The organism is Treponema berlinense (assembly GCF_052273165.1).
Lineage (GTDB): Bacteria > Spirochaetota > Spirochaetia > Treponematales > Treponemataceae > Treponema_D > Treponema_D berlinense_A.
Genome location: NZ_DAVZIU010000011.1, coordinates 1 through 18,098 on the forward strand (window position 1 = coordinate 1; position 18,098 = coordinate 18,098).

At 39.3% G+C, this 18,098-nt stretch carries 19 protein-coding genes; 6 read left to right on the top strand and 13 right to left on the bottom strand.

Features of this window, described 5'->3' with window-relative positions:
• Positions 1–11: 11 nt before the first annotated feature.
• On the top strand, positions 12–128 hold the full coding sequence (locus ACT6XC_RS05165) for a hypothetical protein (RefSeq protein WP_443741089.1): 117 nt from the start codon (positions 12–14) through the stop codon (positions 126–128).
• A 7-nt stretch (positions 129–135) separates the two neighbouring features.
• A complete protein-coding gene (locus ACT6XC_RS05170) occupies positions 136–597 on the top strand; it encodes a 2'-5' RNA ligase family protein (RefSeq protein ID WP_443741043.1) in 462 nt (153 codons plus the stop codon).
• Between the two features lie 3 nt (positions 598–600).
• Here the strand turns inward: ACT6XC_RS05170 and ACT6XC_RS05175 are convergent, their stop codons facing one another.
• The 6 genes from ACT6XC_RS05175 to ACT6XC_RS05200 form a co-directional block, all read right to left on the bottom strand.
• On the bottom strand, positions 601–900 hold the full coding sequence (locus tag ACT6XC_RS05175) for a hypothetical protein (protein WP_443737744.1): 300 nt from the start codon (positions 898–900) through the stop codon (positions 601–603).
• Between the two features lie 93 nt (positions 901–993).
• Positions 994–1,347: a fluoride efflux transporter CrcB gene (gene crcB / locus ACT6XC_RS05180; protein ID WP_443737743.1), complete on the bottom strand. Its 354-nt coding sequence runs from the start codon at positions 1,345–1,347 to the stop codon at positions 994–996.
• 14 nt (positions 1,348–1,361) lie between these two features.
• Complete coding sequence (locus tag ACT6XC_RS05185) at positions 1,362–2,417, bottom strand: glycosyltransferase family 4 protein (protein ID WP_443741044.1); 1,056 nt, start codon at positions 2,415–2,417, stop codon at positions 1,362–1,364.
• A 160-nt stretch (positions 2,418–2,577) separates the two neighbouring features.
• Positions 2,578–3,414, bottom strand: a complete 837-nt coding sequence (locus ACT6XC_RS05190; protein WP_078931683.1) for a phosphohydrolase — start codon at positions 3,412–3,414, stop codon at positions 2,578–2,580.
• Between the two features lie 223 nt (positions 3,415–3,637).
• On the bottom strand, positions 3,638–4,672 hold the full coding sequence (locus ACT6XC_RS05195; RefSeq protein ID WP_443737741.1) for a 3-deoxy-7-phosphoheptulonate synthase: 1,035 nt from the start codon (positions 4,670–4,672) through the stop codon (positions 3,638–3,640).
• A gap of 213 nt (positions 4,673–4,885) precedes the next feature.
• Positions 4,886–6,103 carry a M20 metallopeptidase family protein gene (locus tag ACT6XC_RS05200; RefSeq protein ID WP_443741045.1) on the bottom strand — a complete coding sequence of 406 codons (1,218 nt, stop codon included), beginning with the start codon at positions 6,101–6,103 and terminating at the stop codon, positions 4,886–4,888.
• Positions 6,104–6,542: 439 nt separating this feature from the next.
• Between ACT6XC_RS05200 and ACT6XC_RS05205 the strand changes: the two genes are divergently transcribed.
• The 3 genes from ACT6XC_RS05205 to ACT6XC_RS05215 all read left to right on the top strand — a co-directional run bounded on the left by ACT6XC_RS05205 (position 6,543) and on the right by ACT6XC_RS05215 (position 9,217).
• Complete coding sequence (locus ACT6XC_RS05205; RefSeq protein ID WP_443741046.1) at positions 6,543–7,397, top strand: MetQ/NlpA family ABC transporter substrate-binding protein; 855 nt, start codon at positions 6,543–6,545, stop codon at positions 7,395–7,397.
• A 144-nt stretch (positions 7,398–7,541) separates the two neighbouring features.
• The gene (locus ACT6XC_RS05210) at positions 7,542–8,573 is read left to right on the top strand and encodes a methionine ABC transporter ATP-binding protein (RefSeq protein WP_443741047.1); all 1,032 of its coding nucleotides are present in this window, start codon (positions 7,542–7,544) and stop codon (positions 8,571–8,573) included.
• Positions 8,570–9,217: a methionine ABC transporter permease gene (locus tag ACT6XC_RS05215; RefSeq protein ID WP_443741048.1), complete on the top strand. Its 648-nt coding sequence runs from the start codon at positions 8,570–8,572 to the stop codon at positions 9,215–9,217. The genes ACT6XC_RS05210 and ACT6XC_RS05215 overlap by 4 nt, the downstream gene beginning before the upstream one ends.
• A gap of 106 nt (positions 9,218–9,323) precedes the next feature.
• Here the strand turns inward: ACT6XC_RS05215 and ACT6XC_RS05220 are convergent, their stop codons facing one another.
• The 6 genes from ACT6XC_RS05220 to ACT6XC_RS05245 all read right to left on the bottom strand — a co-directional run bounded on the left by ACT6XC_RS05220 (position 9,324) and on the right by ACT6XC_RS05245 (position 15,789).
• The gene (locus ACT6XC_RS05220; protein WP_443737736.1) at positions 9,324–9,971 is read right to left on the bottom strand and encodes a GntR family transcriptional regulator; all 648 of its coding nucleotides are present in this window, start codon (positions 9,969–9,971) and stop codon (positions 9,324–9,326) included.
• A gap of 179 nt (positions 9,972–10,150) precedes the next feature.
• Entirely contained in the window at positions 10,151–11,323 is a 1,173-nt protein-coding gene (locus ACT6XC_RS05225; RefSeq protein WP_443741049.1) for a pyridoxal phosphate-dependent aminotransferase, read from the bottom strand.
• A 195-nt stretch (positions 11,324–11,518) separates the two neighbouring features.
• Positions 11,519–12,916, bottom strand: coding sequence for an FAD-binding oxidoreductase (locus ACT6XC_RS05230; protein ID WP_443741050.1), 1,398 nt, complete (start codon positions 12,914–12,916; stop codon positions 11,519–11,521).
• Between the two features lie 159 nt (positions 12,917–13,075).
• The gene (locus ACT6XC_RS05235) at positions 13,076–13,918 is read right to left on the bottom strand and encodes a MetQ/NlpA family ABC transporter substrate-binding protein (RefSeq protein ID WP_443741051.1); all 843 of its coding nucleotides are present in this window, start codon (positions 13,916–13,918) and stop codon (positions 13,076–13,078) included.
• 151 nt (positions 13,919–14,069) lie between these two features.
• On the bottom strand, positions 14,070–14,756 hold the full coding sequence (locus ACT6XC_RS05240; protein WP_443741052.1) for a methionine ABC transporter permease: 687 nt from the start codon (positions 14,754–14,756) through the stop codon (positions 14,070–14,072).
• A complete protein-coding gene (locus ACT6XC_RS05245; protein ID WP_443741053.1) occupies positions 14,749–15,789 on the bottom strand; it encodes a methionine ABC transporter ATP-binding protein in 1,041 nt (346 codons plus the stop codon). Before ACT6XC_RS05245 ends, ACT6XC_RS05240 begins: the two co-directional genes overlap by 8 nt.
• Before the next feature lie 543 nt (positions 15,790–16,332).
• Between ACT6XC_RS05245 and ACT6XC_RS05250 the strand changes: the two genes are divergently transcribed.
• Positions 16,333–16,758, top strand: a complete 426-nt coding sequence (locus ACT6XC_RS05250; RefSeq protein ID WP_443737730.1) for an RrF2 family transcriptional regulator — start codon at positions 16,333–16,335, stop codon at positions 16,756–16,758.
• 21 nt (positions 16,759–16,779) lie between these two features.
• Here the strand turns inward: ACT6XC_RS05250 and ACT6XC_RS05255 are convergent, their stop codons facing one another.
• On the bottom strand, positions 16,780–17,955 hold the full coding sequence (locus ACT6XC_RS05255) for a MalY/PatB family protein (RefSeq protein ID WP_443741054.1): 1,176 nt from the start codon (positions 17,953–17,955) through the stop codon (positions 16,780–16,782).
• Between the last annotated feature and the right edge of the window lie 143 nt (positions 17,956–18,098).

Below are 18,098 nucleotides of genomic sequence, written 5' to 3' on the forward strand. Positions count from 1 at the left end.
TCTTTGGCCAGATAAAAGCCAACCAAAAATTCCGCAGATTTCATCTTCGCGGTTCAAAAAAAGTCGGAACAGAATGGGGTTTGTTGATGCTTGGTTATGATTTTAAGCAAATTGCAAGACTGAGCTAAAAAACTGTTGACAACTGGAAACCGCTTTATTATTGAAAATAAGATTCCTCCGCACATGACAATCGGAGCTTTTCATTCATCTAAAAAAAATGAACAAAAACTTCTGCAGCTTGTAGAAGAATTCTCAAAAAATCAAAAATCAGGCATTATTCAATTCACCAAAATTGGAAACTTCAACAATAAAGTTCTTTTCTTAAAACCTGAAAAAGATGAATTTTTAGCTGAAATAAACAAAAAATTACACGAGCTTATTCTTCCAAAATTTGAAAAAGGCGAAAACGGATATTATACACCTGAAATCTGGTTTCCTCACACTACCCTTGCCACCAGATTAAATCAAAATCAGTATACTGAGATTTTGAACATTGCCAGTAAAATTGAATTACCTTTGGAATCAAATATCTCCGAAATTGCAGTTTATCAATGCCCGCCATTTGCAAAATTGAAGTGTTTTGACCTTAAAGGCTAAAAATCACCATTCTCCGTTCATCTCATCCACAGAATCCCGATCGCCCGTATCCGCATTGTCCGCAACTTGAGAATAATACGAGCAATAATCCTGTGCAGGATCATCAGAAAAATAATCCCGTTTTCCCTTTGCTGATCTGATTTCAAAATCCGCATAATCTGAACATTCATCGTCAAAATCTTCTTCGTCGTAATCCTGTCCATAATTATGATATTGTCTTTGCGACTGCCCTTGTGTTCCGATATATGCAGAAACTATAAAAAAAATGATACAAAAAAATATAAATCCGAAAATAATTCCCATTTTTCTTCCTCCTTTTGCCATATGATTTACATTATAAACTGCAAGAATGACAAGGAATGTCGCTGTATTTTTTGACTTTGATTTTGAATTAAATTAAAAATAGATTTTTTTTCCGAGCCAGACTCCCGCTATACAGCCTGCTACGCTCAAAAAAACATACAGCCCACAAAGTCCGCAATTTTTGGTCATAAAAAGATTATAGGCTTCGAGGCTGAATGTTGAAAATGTTGTAAATCCGCCACAAACTCCTGTTTTTAGAAAAAGGATCGTATTTTTTGAAATATTTTTGTTTTCTGCGATTCCGACGACAAATCCAATAAGAACTGCGCCTAAAAAATTTGTAACAAGCGTCAGAATCGGGAATTGTGTTTTGACAGGAATAAGGCTAATTGCATATCGAGCGCAAGCACCTATGGCTCCTCCCAAGGCTACGAAAAAAAAGTTCATTTTTTAAGACAATTTTAATGTTCTGCCATTGGATGGTCTTCTAACTTGCCCTTGTGCAAAAGATTGACCGCCCTATTTAAATAATGGAAAGTAATAAAAATTCCCCATACAAAAATCAGACAGAACGCCATAAGACAAATTGCCGAAAGATCTTTCATAAAATACGAAATAATAATTGCAAGTGTAACAGTTGCCTGAATTGACAGTAAAAACAAAATTGCCGCATTTTTTGAAAAACCAATATTCAAAAGTTTGTGATGAATATGTGCCCTGTCAGGACTAAAAATCTTTCTGTGCTCACGCAACCGTCTCCAAATTGCTGCAATTACATCTGTCAAAGGAATTGAGCACATAAGAACCATCATTGGAATTTCGCGGAAATTAAATCTTGGATTGTCAAAAAAGAAAAATGGAGAAACAGCAATCAAATATCCTAAGGTTTGACTTCCGCCATCGCCCAAAAATATTTTTGCACTTGGCTTGTTCCAATACATAAATCCGAGCAAAGATGCGCAGAGCATAAAATAAATAAGGCTCATGCCGTTATGTGCTTGAAAAAGCATAAAACCTATTGAAAGACAGGCAAAAAATGAAATTCCTGAACAAACACAGTCCATTCCGTCAATCAGGTTATAAGCATTTACAATTGAAATAATCCAAAAAAAAGTAAGAATTTCGCCGACAAAAGGCGGAAATTTCCAATATAAAAATGTTGTAAAATGATAAGGGCTTACACTCACAACTAAAGCTGCAAGCATCTGCATTAAAAACTTTAATTTTGCGTGCATATTAAAAATGTCGTCCAAAATTCCAAAAATAAGAATAATTGTAAAACCTATGAATAAAGGCCAATAAGAACTAAGCACTACAATTTTAAAAACAAAACGAACAAAAAACCAGACAATTAAAAGAGAGGCAAAAACTGCAATTCCGCCAAGGCGAGGAATGTTTCCTGTATGAATTTTGCGCGGATCAACTTCATCATAAAGGCTTAACCGTTTACAAATTTTAATAATTAGCGGACAAAAAACTAGAGATAATACAAATGTGCCAAGAATGGCTAAAAGCATGCAAAACTCCTTCAAAATACATACTATGAGCCTATGAGCCTATGAGCCTATGAGCCTATGAGCCTATGAGCCTATGATAAATTTTCAAACTGTTTTTTGCAATATTAAATTTGTAGTTTTTTCAAAAAAAACTACTTTTATAGATTTTTTTAACTAAATTTTATAAATATTGCTTTTCATCCTGCCCTTCAACGCCTGCAAACAGCTCTACAAGGTTTTTTGCCGGACTGTTGTTTATTTTTTGCAGAAGAACTTCTTCAATTTGAAAAAATCCAACGTCAGCACTCATATGCACTTCGATTTTTATTGGTTTTTCTTTACCTTGAAGAATTTTTACTTTTTCGATTGAATTTGCAGAATATTTGTGAATATCGCCAACAGACGGTTTTGAATTCATTTCCATAGGAATTCGTGCACGACCTTTTGTCATGTCGCAACCATCGGCAATAAGAATAAGACCTGCTTCTATAGAATGAATTTTTCTTGTTCCCATGTGACCAAGAATCCCTTCAAGCGCCATAGAACGGATTATAACCCGCCGGTTCAGGTCTTTTGATTCTGGAAGCACAGTTTTTAAAATTCTTTCTATCATGTTGAATGCCAAAATCCCTGAATAAAGTTCATGATCCTGTCTGCCAATCGTCATTCCAAAATCGTGAAAAAAGCTTGCAATTACAACCGCTGTTACGCTGTCAGAAAAACTTCCGGCATTTTCGTTTTCAAGGCTGGTTTTTATGCCACAAGTGTAGAGAATTTTAAGCATTTTGAGCGCATTCCGGCAAACTGTGCGCATATGAACAGGTCCATGGTCGTTAAAGCCAAGACGAACTATCGAAACAGTGTTTGCGTAATCCTGAATCGCCTGTACTTCTTCATCGTTGATTAAAATTTCGATTACTTTTAGAGGAAGCTCGTCTTTTTCGGGCGTAAGTTCAATTATTTCTTTTGCAAGCTGAACCAATTTTTGGTCAACCGACATTTCTTTTACAGATTTCATAATGTTATTATAACATTAAAAAAGGTTAAATTTTCATTTATATGAAGTTTTAACCTTTTTTTAACAAAAACTAATATTTTGGTCAATTTTTGCGGCAGGGATTGGAGTACCGCCGAAGGCGTCGTTTTGCAAAGCAAAACGATGGAGCGCGAAGACGCGGAAGTACGCAAAGCCCGGTTTTAGACTGTCGCAAGACTGTCTAAAAGCCGCCCGCATACAAAAATTACAGATAATCTGCCAGGTCGTAAATCAGTTTTTCGGTTTTTTCCCAACCAAGACACGGATCGGTAATTGATTTTCCGTAAACTCCATCGCCAATTGCCTGTGCACCGTCTTCGAGATAACTTTCAATCATAAGTCCTTTTACGATTTTTTTTATGTCTTCAGACGAATGGCAACTGTGGATTACGTCTTTTGAAATTCTTATCTGCTCAAGATATTTTTTGCCGGAATTTGAATGGTTGCAGTCTACGATTACGGCAGGATTTTGAAGTTTTGATTCGGCATAAGCGTCAATCAGCGCACGCAAATCCTCGTAATGATAATTTGCATGAGCCCGACCGTAAGCATCTACATATCCGCGTAAAATTGCATGTGCGAGAGGATTTCCGTCTGTCGTTACTTCCCAGCCACGGTACAAGAACTTTTGATGAGCCTGGGCGGCTGTGATTGAATTCATCATTACGGAAATATCGCCAGAAGTTGGATTTTTCATTCCGACTGGAATTCCAACACCACTTCCGACAATTCTGTGCAACTGGTCTTCGACGGAACGAGCGCCAACTGCAACGTAAGCGAGCAAGTCAGAAAGATAACGGTGATTTTCTGGATAGAGCATTTCTTCGGCGCAGGTAAAGCCAGTTTCTTTTACAACGCGTGTGTGCATTTCGCGGATTGCAATGATTCCAGCAAGCATATCTTCGCCTTTTGTCGGATCAGGCTGATGCAACATGCCTTTATAGCCAGTTCCCTTTGTGCGCGGTTTGTTTGTGTATACGCGCGGAATAATAAAAATCTTGTCCTTAACTTTTTCCTGAACTTTTACCATACGGTTCATGTAGTCGAGAACGGCAGTTTCGTTGTCGGCAGAACAAGGTCCGATAATCAGCAAAAAGCGGTCATCTTTGCCTTCAAAAATATTTTTTATAATCTGATCGCGTTCTTCTTTAATTTTTGCAACTTCTTCTCCAAGCGGAAACTGTTTTTTTAATTCAGCCGGAACTGGAAGTTTGCGAACAAAGTTCATCTGCATATCCATAAAATTTTCCTCCGCAAAAATCCGCACAAATCTGGCAGATTCTTTCGTTTCTATTTATAGTAATTATAACAAAACGACTATAAAAAATAAAGTAAAAAGTTGTCGACTGTAAAAATATAAACGTGTTAAAAGCTTTTTAAGCACATTTTTTTGTGTAAGAGAAGCGACAAATACTCTTTTTATACACTAAAACTTACTGAAAAATATATATTTTTACAAACCTTTGTTCAGATAATCCAGCGAATACTGCAATGTTAGAGCAGCGGCATACGCCAGACTTTCTTTTGCCAAGTCGAAATGTTCGTTGTGATGCGGCCAACTGTTTTTTTCGCTGTCGGAAGAGCCTACGTGGACATATGTTCCAGGAGCTTTTCTTGAATAATCTGCAAAATTGTCCGAACCAAAACGCTTTTCCAAGTCTGTAATTACATTTTCTGGCGCTGTAATTTTTTTTGCCGATTCTACAACTTCTTCTGCTGTTTCTTTTGGGTTTGTGCAAGGATCGCAAATATCTTCAATCTCGACTTCTGCCCTGCCCCCAAATTCTTCTGCCGTATTTTTTGCGATTTTTTCAACTTTTTCTGCAAGTTTTTTGCGGCTATCTGCGCTAAAAGTGCGGATTGTTCCTTCAATTTCGGCTTCGCCGGCAATTATGTTGTACGTTGTCCCAGAATGAATAGAACCGATTCCCAAAATAGCTCCTTCAACCGGCGAAATTATTCTCGAAACAACAGTATGAAGTTTTGCAACAATTAAACTTGCAATAAAAACAGAATCCACTCCGTCCTGAGGTCTTGTAATATGAGCCGCTTTTCCGTGAATTTTGATTTTTATTCGGTCGCAGCTTGCCATGTCCGCTCCAGTTTTTACAGCGATTTTTCCAACTTCCATTCCCGCCTGAAAGTGAATTCCAAAAGTTCTGTCAACCTTGTCCAAAACACCTGCTTCAATAATCTGGCGAGCGCCTTTGCCGATTTCTTCCGCAGCCTGAAAGCACAAAATAACTTTTCCAAAAAAATCCGCCTTGTGTTTTAATAAAAGCTTTGCCGTTCCAAGAAGATAAGCCGCATGTCCGTCGTGCCCACAGGCGTGCATAATTCCAGGATTTTGACTTTTATATGGAACCTTATTTGCTTCCTGAACAGGAAGAGCGTCTATGTCTGCCCTCAAAAAAAGAGTTTTGCCGGGACGCCCGCTGTCAATTTCGGCGATTACGTTTGTTTGGTCAACTCTGTAAGGAGATAAACCTAAAGCTTTAAGTTCTTGCTCAATTCTGTTGCAAGTTTCAAATTCTTTAAGCCCAAGTTCCGGATGAGAATGAAAATAGCAGCGCTGTTCCCACATGTATTCCAAAAGATTTTTTGCTTCTATAAAGAATGGTGAATTATTTTCTGATTTTGCAGAATTTTCTTTTGACGATAAATTGTTCATTTTTACCTCCCATAAAAAGTCAAGATTAAAACTTCAGTTTTAGAATTGACTTTTTAAGATGTTTCGCAACAAAATGAGAAACACCTTATGATAAGAAAGTTTGCAACGCAAACTTGTAAAGATAAAAACAGATGTTGTTTTCAGCTGTTTTTATCTTACACTCCGCCTTATCTGTAAAAAAAAATATTTTATATTCCCCCTGTATACCTATTGACATACTAGGTTGTTTTGATATATTTGTTATATATTGCTTTTACCTAGTTAGTCAATAGGTTTTTAGAAAAAAAATAGAAGTGCTAGGGTATGTAACCGCGCCGAAGGCGGCCACTGGACTGAGCAAAGCGAAGGAAGCGGCTGGAGCGAAAGCGCAACGGTGGAACACCCGACCTGAGCAAAGCGAAGGAAGCACCCAAAAAAATGCAACTCACAGGAGGTTTTTATGAGAGTTACAAAATTATTTTTATTAACAACTTTAATTATTTCTGGAGCGGCATTGATGGGCTGCACAAAAAAGGCTGAGTCCAACAAAAATGCGGATCCGGCAAAAAAAACGCTCACTTACAGCCGTTCGCAAGGACCTTACACCGTGCTTTTTGAAAACGCGGTTAAACCGATTCTGGAAGAAAAAGGCTACACCTTAAAAGGCTACGACTATTCTGAACTTTCTTTGGCGGACGATGCTGTAAATGGTGGCGATGTTGATTTTAACGTTGAACAGCACACAGCCTACGCTCAAAACTATAACAAAGGAAATAACGGACATCTTGTTCCGATTACACCAATTCCGACCGTTCCAGCGAGCATGTTTTCGAGCCATTACAAATCGACGAACGAAATCAAGAATATAAAAAACCCAAAAATTGCCGTTCCAAACGACCCGGCAAATACAGCCCGAGCTTATACTCTGCTTCAAAAAATCGGCTGGATTACTTTGCGCGAAAATGTAAATCTTTCGACAGTCACAAGTGAAGACATTGCGTCAAATCCGTACAATATTCAGTTTACCGAAATGAAAAGCTTGAACATTCCTCAGGTTCAGGACGATTTTGACTTTGTAATAATTACAGGTTCAATCGTTTACAATGCCGGAATTGACGCCAGCACAGCGCTCGCAAAGGAAGATGTTCTTCCTCACTTGATTTTGCAGGTTGTTGTCCGCGAAGACAATGTAAACTCCCAATGGGCAAAAGACTTAGTTGCCGCCTACCACAGCGCAGAATTTAAAGCTTATCTCGAAAAAACAAATTACGAAAATGGACTTTTCTGGGTTCCAAAAGGATACGAGTTCAATTAAATTCTGCAAAGTTTAAGGGCGTTGCCGCCGCAAGCAGCGGCCGGGCTTTACAGGGTTCCGGCTTTCGCCTGCATTTGCGGTTGCAAGCAACCGCAAACGGCTTTGCCGCCCTTACAATCCCTAACGCAAAATCCAGGAGTTTTTATGAAAAATATTATCGAATTTAAAAATATCAGCAAAACTTTTAAATCCAAAAATTCCGAAGTTCACGCTCTAAAAAATATTTCGCTTTCCGTACAAAAAGGCGACATTTTTGGCGTAATCGGTTTTTCTGGAGCTGGAAAATCAACTCTTGTGCGCATGATAAATGCCTTGGAAAAACCAACTTCGGGAAGCGTAATTGTAAATGACGAAAATGTTCTTGAATTAAGAGGCAAAAACCTTCGCGGTTTTCGAAAAAATATCGGAATGATTTTTCAGCATTTTAATCTGCTCGAAAGCCGCACGGTTTTTCAAAATATTGCAATTCCTTTGGAACTTGAGCATTGGTCAAAATCAAAAATTACAGCCCGCGTAAATCAGCTTTTAAAATTTGTCGAACTGGACGAAAAAGCGAATTTTTTTCCAAACGAACTTTCTGGCGGTCAAAAACAGCGCGTTGGAATTGCACGGGCTTTGACCCTCAATCCAGAAATTTTGCTCTGCGACGAAGCAACAAGCGCCTTAGACCCGAAAACCACAGATTCAATTCTGGAGCTTTTACAAAGAATAAACAAAGATTTAAACGTTACGATTTTGATGATTACACACCAAATGAACGTAATTCAAAAAGTCTGCAATAAAGTTGCTGTTCTGGAAAAAGGCGAACTTGTCGAAAGCGGAAAAGTAATCGACGTGTTTGGAAATCCGCAAAAAGAAACTACAAGAGGTTTTATCCGCACTGTAATTAACGACCAGTTGCCAGAAAGTGTAAAAACTTATTTACAAGATTACGACAAGCCTCAAAAAGTCGTTCGATTGCGTTTTGACGGAAAAAACGCCGACAACCCGATTATGTCGCTTGCGATCAAGGAAACTGGCGTAAATATTTCGATTTTGTACGGAACAGTCACAGAACTTGAAGGAAAAGTTGTCGGTTTTCAGACAGTGCAGATTACTGGCGAAGAAAAGCAATTAACGGCAGCAGAAACTTTTTTTAAGGAACACAAGGTTCCGGCAGTGGAGGTTAAATTATGATATTTGGTATCAGCGCTTCAAAAATCTGGCTCAGCATAGGACAAACTGTTTATATGGTAGGAATTTCGCTTTTGGCAGGACTTTTAATCGCTTTTCCGCTTGCAATAATTCTTTTTTTAACGCGAAAAGGCGGAATAAAGCAAAATCAAATTATCTACAATATAATAAGCGCAATTATAAATATAATCCGTTCAGTTCCATTTATAATTTTGATCGTATACATTATGCCGTTTACAAAAGCAATTGTCGGAACCCGCGTAGGCTCAACAGCAGCACTTGTTCCTCTTACGGCATACATTGCTCCGTATCTTGCACGGCTCATAGAAAACGCACTTTTTGAAACTGACAAGGGAATTATAGAAGCAAGCCAGGCGATGGGAGCAACAATTTTTCAGACGATTTTTAAATTCGTTCTGCCAGAAGCAAAAGGTTCGATTATTTTGGGAATTACGACAGGAACTGTTGGTTTGCTCGGAGCAACGGCAATGGCTGGAGCTGTCGGTGGCGGCGGAGTTGGCGATTTAGCTTTAACTTACGGTTATCAAAGATTCAACACCCCGTTAATGACAAGCACAGTTATAATTTTGATTATTTTTGTTCAGATAATCCAAGTGATTGGAACTTTTTCGGCAAAAAAGCGTTAGCGCTGTGCAAGGCGGCAAAGCCGGTCGCCGCAGGCGACTGGAGCGTAAGCGGAACCTGGAACATAGCGACGGCTTTAGCCGGAACGCCCGAATTTTATTTCTGATTCTAATCGTTTACGTAAAGTTCCGGTTTGTAATAATGCTCGCGCATCGCAAGCACGGCTTCTTCGAGTTTTTCGGCTTTCATAAGTTCGAGAATGTGCGAGTGCTGTGCGTAAATTGTTTTTAGGGCTTCCAGTTTGTTGTCAGAATAATAGGTCGAAATAAATGCCATTAAAGTTTCTTTGGCATCATATTCTTTGACCAGCATTGAGTTACCTACACCTTCGATTATGCAGCGCTCAAAATCGTGCGTAATGTCGACATATCCAACCGCATTGCCTTCGTCCAAAAGTTTTTTTTGTTTTTGAAGCTGGGCTTCGAGTTCCGGCAAAACTTTCTGCATTTTTCCACTGCGATAACAAAAACGGTACGCTGCAACTACAAGAAAAAAAACAACCTGTAGAATTTCGTTTACCGTCGTTTTGTCTGGATCGATTACAAAAAATCCCATATTGTGCTTGTATTCTATCAAGCCTTCTTTTACAAGCAGATTTATGCTTTCACGAATCGGAGTGTTGCTTACACCGAGAGTCCGGCAAAGTTCGTCAAGATTTATATTTTCGCCACGCTTAAAATCCTGATTTAAAATTCCATTCTTTAAATATTCATAAACCTGATCACGCAAACTAACTTTTTTAATCAAACCAGACACAGCTAACCCCCATTGGTTATTATGCAAAATATGGTTTTATTTTAATATATCGTGCATTAAATTTCAAAGGAAATAGATTGAGTGTAAATAAGTCGAGTCTGGCTGGGGCTGGCAGAATTTTTTTGCGCTTTAAAAATTCTTAAAACGTTTTATTTTGTCTGCCTATTGCCAGTCGAATTTTATTTTAACTTTCGGTTGATTTCTGAAAGCCGCTCGAGAGCTGAGTTCAAGGTTTCGTCTTTTTTTGCAAAATGAATCCGCAGATAATCGTTTATATTTTCCTTAAAAAAACTAGAGCCTGGAACCATTCCAACTCCAACATCCCGGCAAAGAATTTCTGCAAACTCAAGATCGCTCGTTACGTTGAGTTTTTTCATATAATCTTTAAAATCAATCATTATGTAATAAGCGCCTTCCGGAACATTGTGCCTAAGACCGATTGAATCCAGGCCTTTGCACATTATGTCGCGCTTGTGAGTGTATTTTGCCGTCAATTCGTCGTAATATTCCTGCCCGAATTTTAAACCGGTAACTATTGCTTCCTGCAAAGGCGCGGCCGCTCCTACCGTCAAAAAATCATGAACTTTTTTTATACGGTCGGTAATTTCTGGAGGAGCAATTGTATAACCAAGTCGCCAACCTGTAAGCGAATAAGTTTTGGAAAGCGAGCCACAGACAATTGTTCGTTCTTTCATGCCTGGAAGTGCCGCCATATAAACCATTTTGTTCGGTGCGTAAATAATATGCTCGTAAACTTCATCGGTTACAACATAGGCATCGTATTTTTTTGCAAGTTCAGCAATCACCGTCATTTCTTCAAGAGTAAAAACTTTTCCGCACGGATTTGAAGGATTGCACAAAATCAGTGCTTTTGCTCCAACCCTAAATGCGTCTTCGAGTTTTTCTGGATCAAAACTGTACTTTGGCGGAACAAGTGGAATATAAACCGGTTCTGCGCCAGAAAGAATAGTGTCCGCTCCGTAATTTTCATAAAATGGAGAAAAAATCGCAACTTTGTCGCCAGGATTACAAATAGTCATCATTGCCGCCATCATCGCTTCTGTTCCGCCACAGGTTGTCACAATTTCGGAATTCGGGTCGACAGGAATTCCCATCAATTTTGACTGTTTTATCGCCAACGCTTCGCGAAAATTCTGCGCTCCCCACGTTAACGAGTATTGATGAAAATTTTCGTAAGCAACCTGCGCAAGCCTGTCCAAAATGGGCTTTGGTGGTTCAAAATCCGGAAAACCCTGGCTTAAATTTACAGCATCGTATTTTAACGAAATGCGCGTCATTCTGCGTATAACCGAATCAGTAAAATTTGCAGTTCTAACAGATAAAGATTTCATTGCTATTTTGCCTCTTATCTAAATTTTTTTTTTATTATTTTGGGCCATTTTTGTCAGCCAGCTTTGCTGTCAGCCAAAAACCGGGCTTTGCAGGGTTCCGGCTTTCGCCTGCATTGCTCCGCTTCGTTCCGCAACGGCTTTGCCGCCCTTCCAATCCCTTGGCTTTAAAAACAAAGGCCGCTCGTTTTGCACCAGTTATTTTACATAACTAATTTTTCTGTTCAATATTTTTTCTGGGTCAAACGCCTGTTTTATAGCATTCATCAATGCTACATTTTCCTGTGGAGTCTGCCCAAAGAAAAATTCGCGCTTGCTTACACCAAGTCCGTGTTCACCCGAAATCAAGCCTCCAAGACTGAGCGTGTGTTCATACAATTTTTTGAGATTTTCGTGAAGTTCTTTTTGCCAGACTTCTTCGCTCCGGCTACCCCGAACCACACACAAATGGACATTTCCGTCACCAGCGTGTCCAAAACTTATCATTTGCATGCCAGTTTCTGATTCGAGACTGTTTACATATTCCACAAATTTATCAACCTGACTAATCGGCACAACAATGTCCAAAGGCTCCTGCTCGCTCACCGCTTCCACAGATTTTACAAGACAACCGCGCACCCGCCAGATATTTGTGCTTTGTTCGGTGCCGTTCAGAACAAAAACGCCCCGGCTTATGTTTTTTACAATTTCTTTTAATTTTAAAATAGCAGCGTCAATTTCCGCCCTGCTTCCGTCAAAAGTAATCAAAAGATAGGCTTTGCAATCAGCATCAGGATAATGAATATTTTTTTCGGCAGGACTTACGCTGTTCAAAAATTTTTCGCCCATTTCGACAACTTTTCGTTCAATAAATTCAACTGCGGTCGGATTTATATTTGCCTTTAAAATACGCGGAACAGATTCAATTCCAGTCTTAAGACTGTCGTACGAAATTAAAATGCTTGCAGAACTTTCCGGTTTGCCAACGAGCTTTAAAAGACATTTTGTTATGACGGCAAGTGTTCCTTCAGAACCTATTACAAGGTCTTTTATATCAAGACCAGTTGTATCTTTGCGGTTTTTCGAACCAGTTTGAATTATTGTTCCGTCCGCAAGCACAAGTTCCAGTCCCATTACATAATTTCTTGTAACGCCATATTTTACAGCACGCATTCCGCCGGCATTTGTCGCTATGTTTCCACCGATTGATGCTGTTTTTTCGCCAGGATCTGGCGGATAAAAAAGCCCAAGGCTTTCTACATATTTTTGAAAATCCTGCAGAATAACGCCTGGTTCAACAGTCGCTGTAAAATTTTCCCTGTCAATTTCGAGAATTCTGTTCATCTGCGAAAAATCGACTATAATTGCATTTTCAAACGGAACTGTCGAACCTACAAGATTTGTTCCTGCTCCACGCGGAGTTACCGGAATTTTATTTTTGTGGGCAAATTTTAAAACTTCGCTCACTTCCAGCGTCGACTTTACAAAAACAAGAGCTGCCGCTTTTCCCTGCTTGCGCCCCAATGTGTCCGAAAGAAATTTTTTTTCTATTTTTTCACCGTAAATAATCCGGCTTTCGTCTTTTATAATTTTTGAAAGTTGTTTAATTTCTTCCATATATTACATTTCCTTTTTAAGCGGATACCCCGGGGCGTTGCGGGGTGTCCCCGCTAGAAGGGGTAGCGGCCAACAAAGTGGACGCGCAGGGGAATACTTTCCCCTCCTTTTTAATCGCAAAAACCTCCAAACAAAAAGTCCGGAGGTTGAGTCTGTTTTTTATTCTGAGAGGCGGGCAGAAAGTTCGTCTTCGTCCCAGCCTACCTTGATAAAATATCCGCCATAATTTTCGTTAAAGATTCTTTCGGTTTCGGCCGTCTGAAATGCTGCTACGACTTTGCGGAAAAGTTCCACCTTTGCTGAGTCTTTGAGGCTTTCGGCATTTGCGGCAATCAAGTTCCAGTAATTTTTTTCAGTAAGGCTCGTGTCGGCAAAGATTGCGCTTTCTGTTTTAATTCCAAAGCTCAGAGCGTAGTTTCCGTTGATAATCGCCGCATCTACGTCTGGCAATGCTGAAGGAATTGTGTTTGCCTTGAGTTCTTTAATTTGAACTTTGCTCGTAAGAACATCGTTGATTCTCGGATTAAACCCAGCATTTTCGTTGAGAGTTACCAGTCCTGCCGCCTGCAAGACTTTGAGTGCGCGTCCGCCGTTTGTAACGTCGTCTGGAATTGCAACAACTGCGCCATCTTTAAGTTCTGCTACAGATTTTACTTTTGTTGAATAAAGGTTGAGCGGAATTATGAACGTATTTCCTACAATCTTTAAATTGTATCCGCGAGAAGCCGAATCTGCTTCCAAAAAAATTCTGTGCTGGAAAGCGTTAAGATCAATGTCGTTGTTTGCAAGCGCTGTATTTGGAGTGCTGTAATCTGTAAAAAGCACAACCTGAAGGTCAATTCCTTCCGCCTTGAGCACTTCTTTTGCAGGTTTCCAAATTTCTTCGTACATTGCTCCGACAACGCCAAGTTTTACTGTGTTTGATTTTTTTTCACCACAAGAAGTAAAAAAAACCGAAATAAGTGCAAGCGCACTCGCCAAAATCGCAATGTTTTTTTTCATAAGAATCTCCCTTAAAAGACCTGATTTTTTAAAAAGTCTTTTTGTTTTTTATTTCCTACTAAATCGCTAGGTAAACTATATTTTGTTTATACAACTTTTATTTTTTTTATGCAATAGTTTTTGTATTTTTTTGCTTTTTTAAGCAATTTTTTTAATGCGTGTGTTTTTTTATAAAATTTGTTCCTGCCCATTGAATAAGATTTACAACAATAACAAGCAAAATAATCGTAAGCCAGGTTATGTCCTGCATATTCATATCGTGTCCGTACTGAATTGCAAAATTACCAAGACCGCCAGCTCCAACTGCTCCTGCCATTGCCGTCAATCCGATCAAACTTACCGTCGTAATCATAGTTCCACGGACAATCGGACCAACGCTCTCTTTCAGGTAAACCCGAAGAACAATATCCCACGGACTCAACCCCATGCTCACAGCTGCTTCTACAAGACCGGAATCAACTTCTGCAAGAGCGGTTTCAATCTGCCGGCTAAAAAACGGCACAGTTCCAAAAACCAAAGGCACAATCGCACCGCGGACATCAATCGAAGTTCCCATAATAAGCCGGCTCAACGGCATAACTCCCGTAAGCAAAATAATAAACGGAATCGAGCGGAAAAAATTTATCAGTTTATCCAAAATCTGATAAACAATTTTGTTTTCGAGAATCGCTCCTTTTTTTGTAACAACAAGGATAATTCCAAAAGCAAGTCCCAAAACAAAACTTATTGCGCCAGCCCAAAGCGTCATTTGCAAAGTTTGAACAATCGAAATTCCAAAATTCACATAACGCTTATTCGCCATCAAATTCGGAAGAATTTTTGTCAAAAACTCAAGCATTTTTTAAAACCTCCACGCCAACATTCTCTTCGCGGATATGTTCAAGAGCGCGTTCAATCGCTTCTTTTTTTCCGCTGATAATTGCAATTGTTCCACCGATTGGCGCATTCTGAACAATTTCAATTTCTGCAAAAATAATATTCATCGTCACATCGTAAATTCGCGAAGTTGCACTGATTAAAGGTTCGCTCACGTTTTTTTGAATATACGAAAAACGGACAAGATATTCGCCTTTTTCCAGATGAACAACTGGACTGTTTTCTTCAATTAATTCTTCGATTTTTGTTAAGCTCGAAGTCGCCTTAATAAAGCGTTTTGTAACTTCATTCTGCGGATTTGCAAAAATATTGAACACATCTCCCTGCTCAACAATTTTTCCGTGTTCCATAACCGCAACTTTGTCGCAAATCTCTTTTATAACTTCCATCTGGTGCGTAATAATTACAATCGTAAGCCCCAGTTTTTTATTAAGTTTTTTTAGAAGTTTTAAAATCGCCTTTGTCGTTGTCGGATCAAGAGCACTCGTCGCTTCGTCGCAAAGTAAAATATCCGGGTCGTTAGCAAGAGCACGTGCAATCGCAACACGTTGTTTTTGCCCACCAGAAAGTTGCGACGGAAAATTTTTATCCTTGTCGTTAATTTCTACAAGTTCCAAAAGCGAATGAACTTTTTGCGAAATCTGCTCCTTAGAAAATCCAGAATGTTTTAACGGAAAAGCAACATTTTCAAAAACATTGCGGCTTTTCATCAAATTAAAATGCTGAAAAATCATTCCAATTTTTTTTCGTTCCTGCCTCAGTTCTTTTTCCGAAAGCGAAAGAAAATCCCTTCCTTTTACAATCACCTGTCCCGAAGTCGGTCTTCCAAGAAGGTTAATCGTCCGCACCAGAGTCGACTTTCCTGCGCCGCTAAAACCGATAATTCCATAAATTTCGCCTTTTTCAACCGAAACAGAAGCATCTTTAACCGCGTCAAAAATTTTTCCGTCCTGCTCAAAGGTTTTAGTTATGTTTTTTAATTCAATAATTGCCACAAAAACCTCCATTTTAAATTTTTTGGGCCATTTTTGCTTTCGCAAAAACCGGGCTTTCCGTACTTCCGCGCCACAGCGCTCCATTCCTCCGTTTTACTCCGGAACGCATCCGCGGTACTTCAATCCCTTGTCCATAAGGACAAGGCCGTTCGCTTTAGCGAACACATCAATAATCGAGTTTTGCGCCAGCAAAATCTCGCAGCGTGCCTGCCACGCAAAAATCCCTTGTCCATAAGGACAAGGCCGTTCGCTTTAGCGAACACATCAATAATCGAGTTTTGCGCCAGCAAAATCTCGCAGCGTGCCTGCCACGCAAAAATCCCTTGTCCATAAGAACAAGGTCGTTCGCTTTAGCGAACACATCAATAATCGAGTTTTGCGCTAGCAAAATCTCGTACCGTGCTTGCCACGCACAATTTTTTTCTATAAATATCGCTTTGGAAAAATCAAAAAAAATGCTATAATACTACCAATTCTATAGGTTATTCTTATAACACTTCTAAAAATCCCCTTTTTAGAAAAATTTTTCCTGGAGATACTTCTATGTTAAAAATTTCAACAAAGGGTCAATACGCGCTTTTGCTTATGACCGACCTTGCAGAACAAAACCCTTCAAAATACGTAGCGCTAAAAATTTTAAGTCATCGCCACAACCTGAGCATAAAATATGCCGAACAAATTTTAATGCAACTCAGCAAAACCGGACTTGTTGTCGGTTTGCGCGGAAATAACGGCGGCTACAGGCTCGCAAAAACTCCAGACCAATACACAGCTGGAGAAATTTTACGGGCAATGGAAGGCAACTTAAGCCCAAAAGGCGTATCCGAAGGAAATACAGTTTCTTCCGTTGGAAACGACGCTTTTTGGCAAGGTTTTGACGAAGCGGTAAACCAATACGTTGACAGCATTACCCTCGAACAAATTGCCGAAAAAAACCGCGAATTTAACGGTTTTGACTACGTAATTTAATTAAAAAATTCAATCCTCCATTCAATTATTTTTAAACTCGCCGCAAATCGCTTTAAGCGCCGCTTCGAGAATTTTTCTTGGAGTGGCGCAATTTATTCTCTGGAACTTCTCTCCTTCAATTCCAAACATTGTTCCACGGTCAAGCCAGACTTTTGCCTTGTTGAGAATTTTATTTTCAATCTGAGCGTCCGTTAATTCAAAATTAGAAAAATCAAGCCACAAAAGATAAGTGCCTTCTGGCTTGTAAACCTTGATTTTCGGGCAATTTTCCAAAATATACTTTTCTACAAACAAAATATTCTGCCAAATATACGAACGAACCTGCTCAAACCATTCGTCGCCGTCAGAATAAGCAGCAGTGGCGGCTTCAATTCCCATAAGAGGAGGCTCATCGTAGCCAGTACATTCAATCTCTTTTATAAAAGAATTCCGCAGTTTTTCGTTCGGAATTACGATATTTGAAAACTGGAGTCCTGCCAAATTAAAAGTTTTGCTCGGAGAATTGCAGATAATTGAATTTTGAGCGACTTTCTCAGAAAGAAGCGCAAAAACTGTGTGTTTTTGACCTTCAAAAGTTATATCGCAGTGAATTTCATCGCTTATAACCAAAACGTTGTGTTTTAAGCATATCTGGCTCAATTTTAAAAGCTCTTCTTTTTTCCAAACCCTTCCGCCAGGATTGTGAGGCGAACACAAGATAAAAAGTTTTACTTTTTCAGAAACAATTTTATTTTCAAAATCTTCAAAATCTATTTCGTAATGTCCGTTTTTTAAAACTAATGGACTGTTCACGAGTTTTCTTTTTTGATTGATAATCGATTTAGAAAAAGGATAGTAAACCGGCCGCTGAATAAGAATAGAATCGCCTTCAGAAGTAAAAGCGCGGATTGCCATGCAAATTGCAAAAACAACTCCAGGAGTATTAACAACCCATTCGGTTTTAATTTCAAAATTGTGCCGGTTTTTGTACCATTTTTTCAACGCATCGTAATAACGAGAATCTGGCCAGCTGTAACCAAAAATTCCGTGGTCGCAGCGTTTTTTTAGAGCGTCTGTAATACAAGGAGCTGTCGGCCAATCCATGTCGGCAACCCAAAGACTGAGCGCGTCAACAGGTTTATTGCGGACTTCTGCCAAATCGTATTTTACTGCCAGGGTATTAGAACGGTCTGTAATTTTATCAAAATCAAAAGTCATTTTTTCTCCTATAAACTCCAGTAAATAAGTTTATTTTTAGTTTTAAATGCGCCAGGGATTGGAAGGGCGGCAAAGCCGTTGCGGAGCAATGCAGGCGAAAGCCGGAACCCTGCAAAGCCCGGCCGGCACTCTGTGCCGGGGCG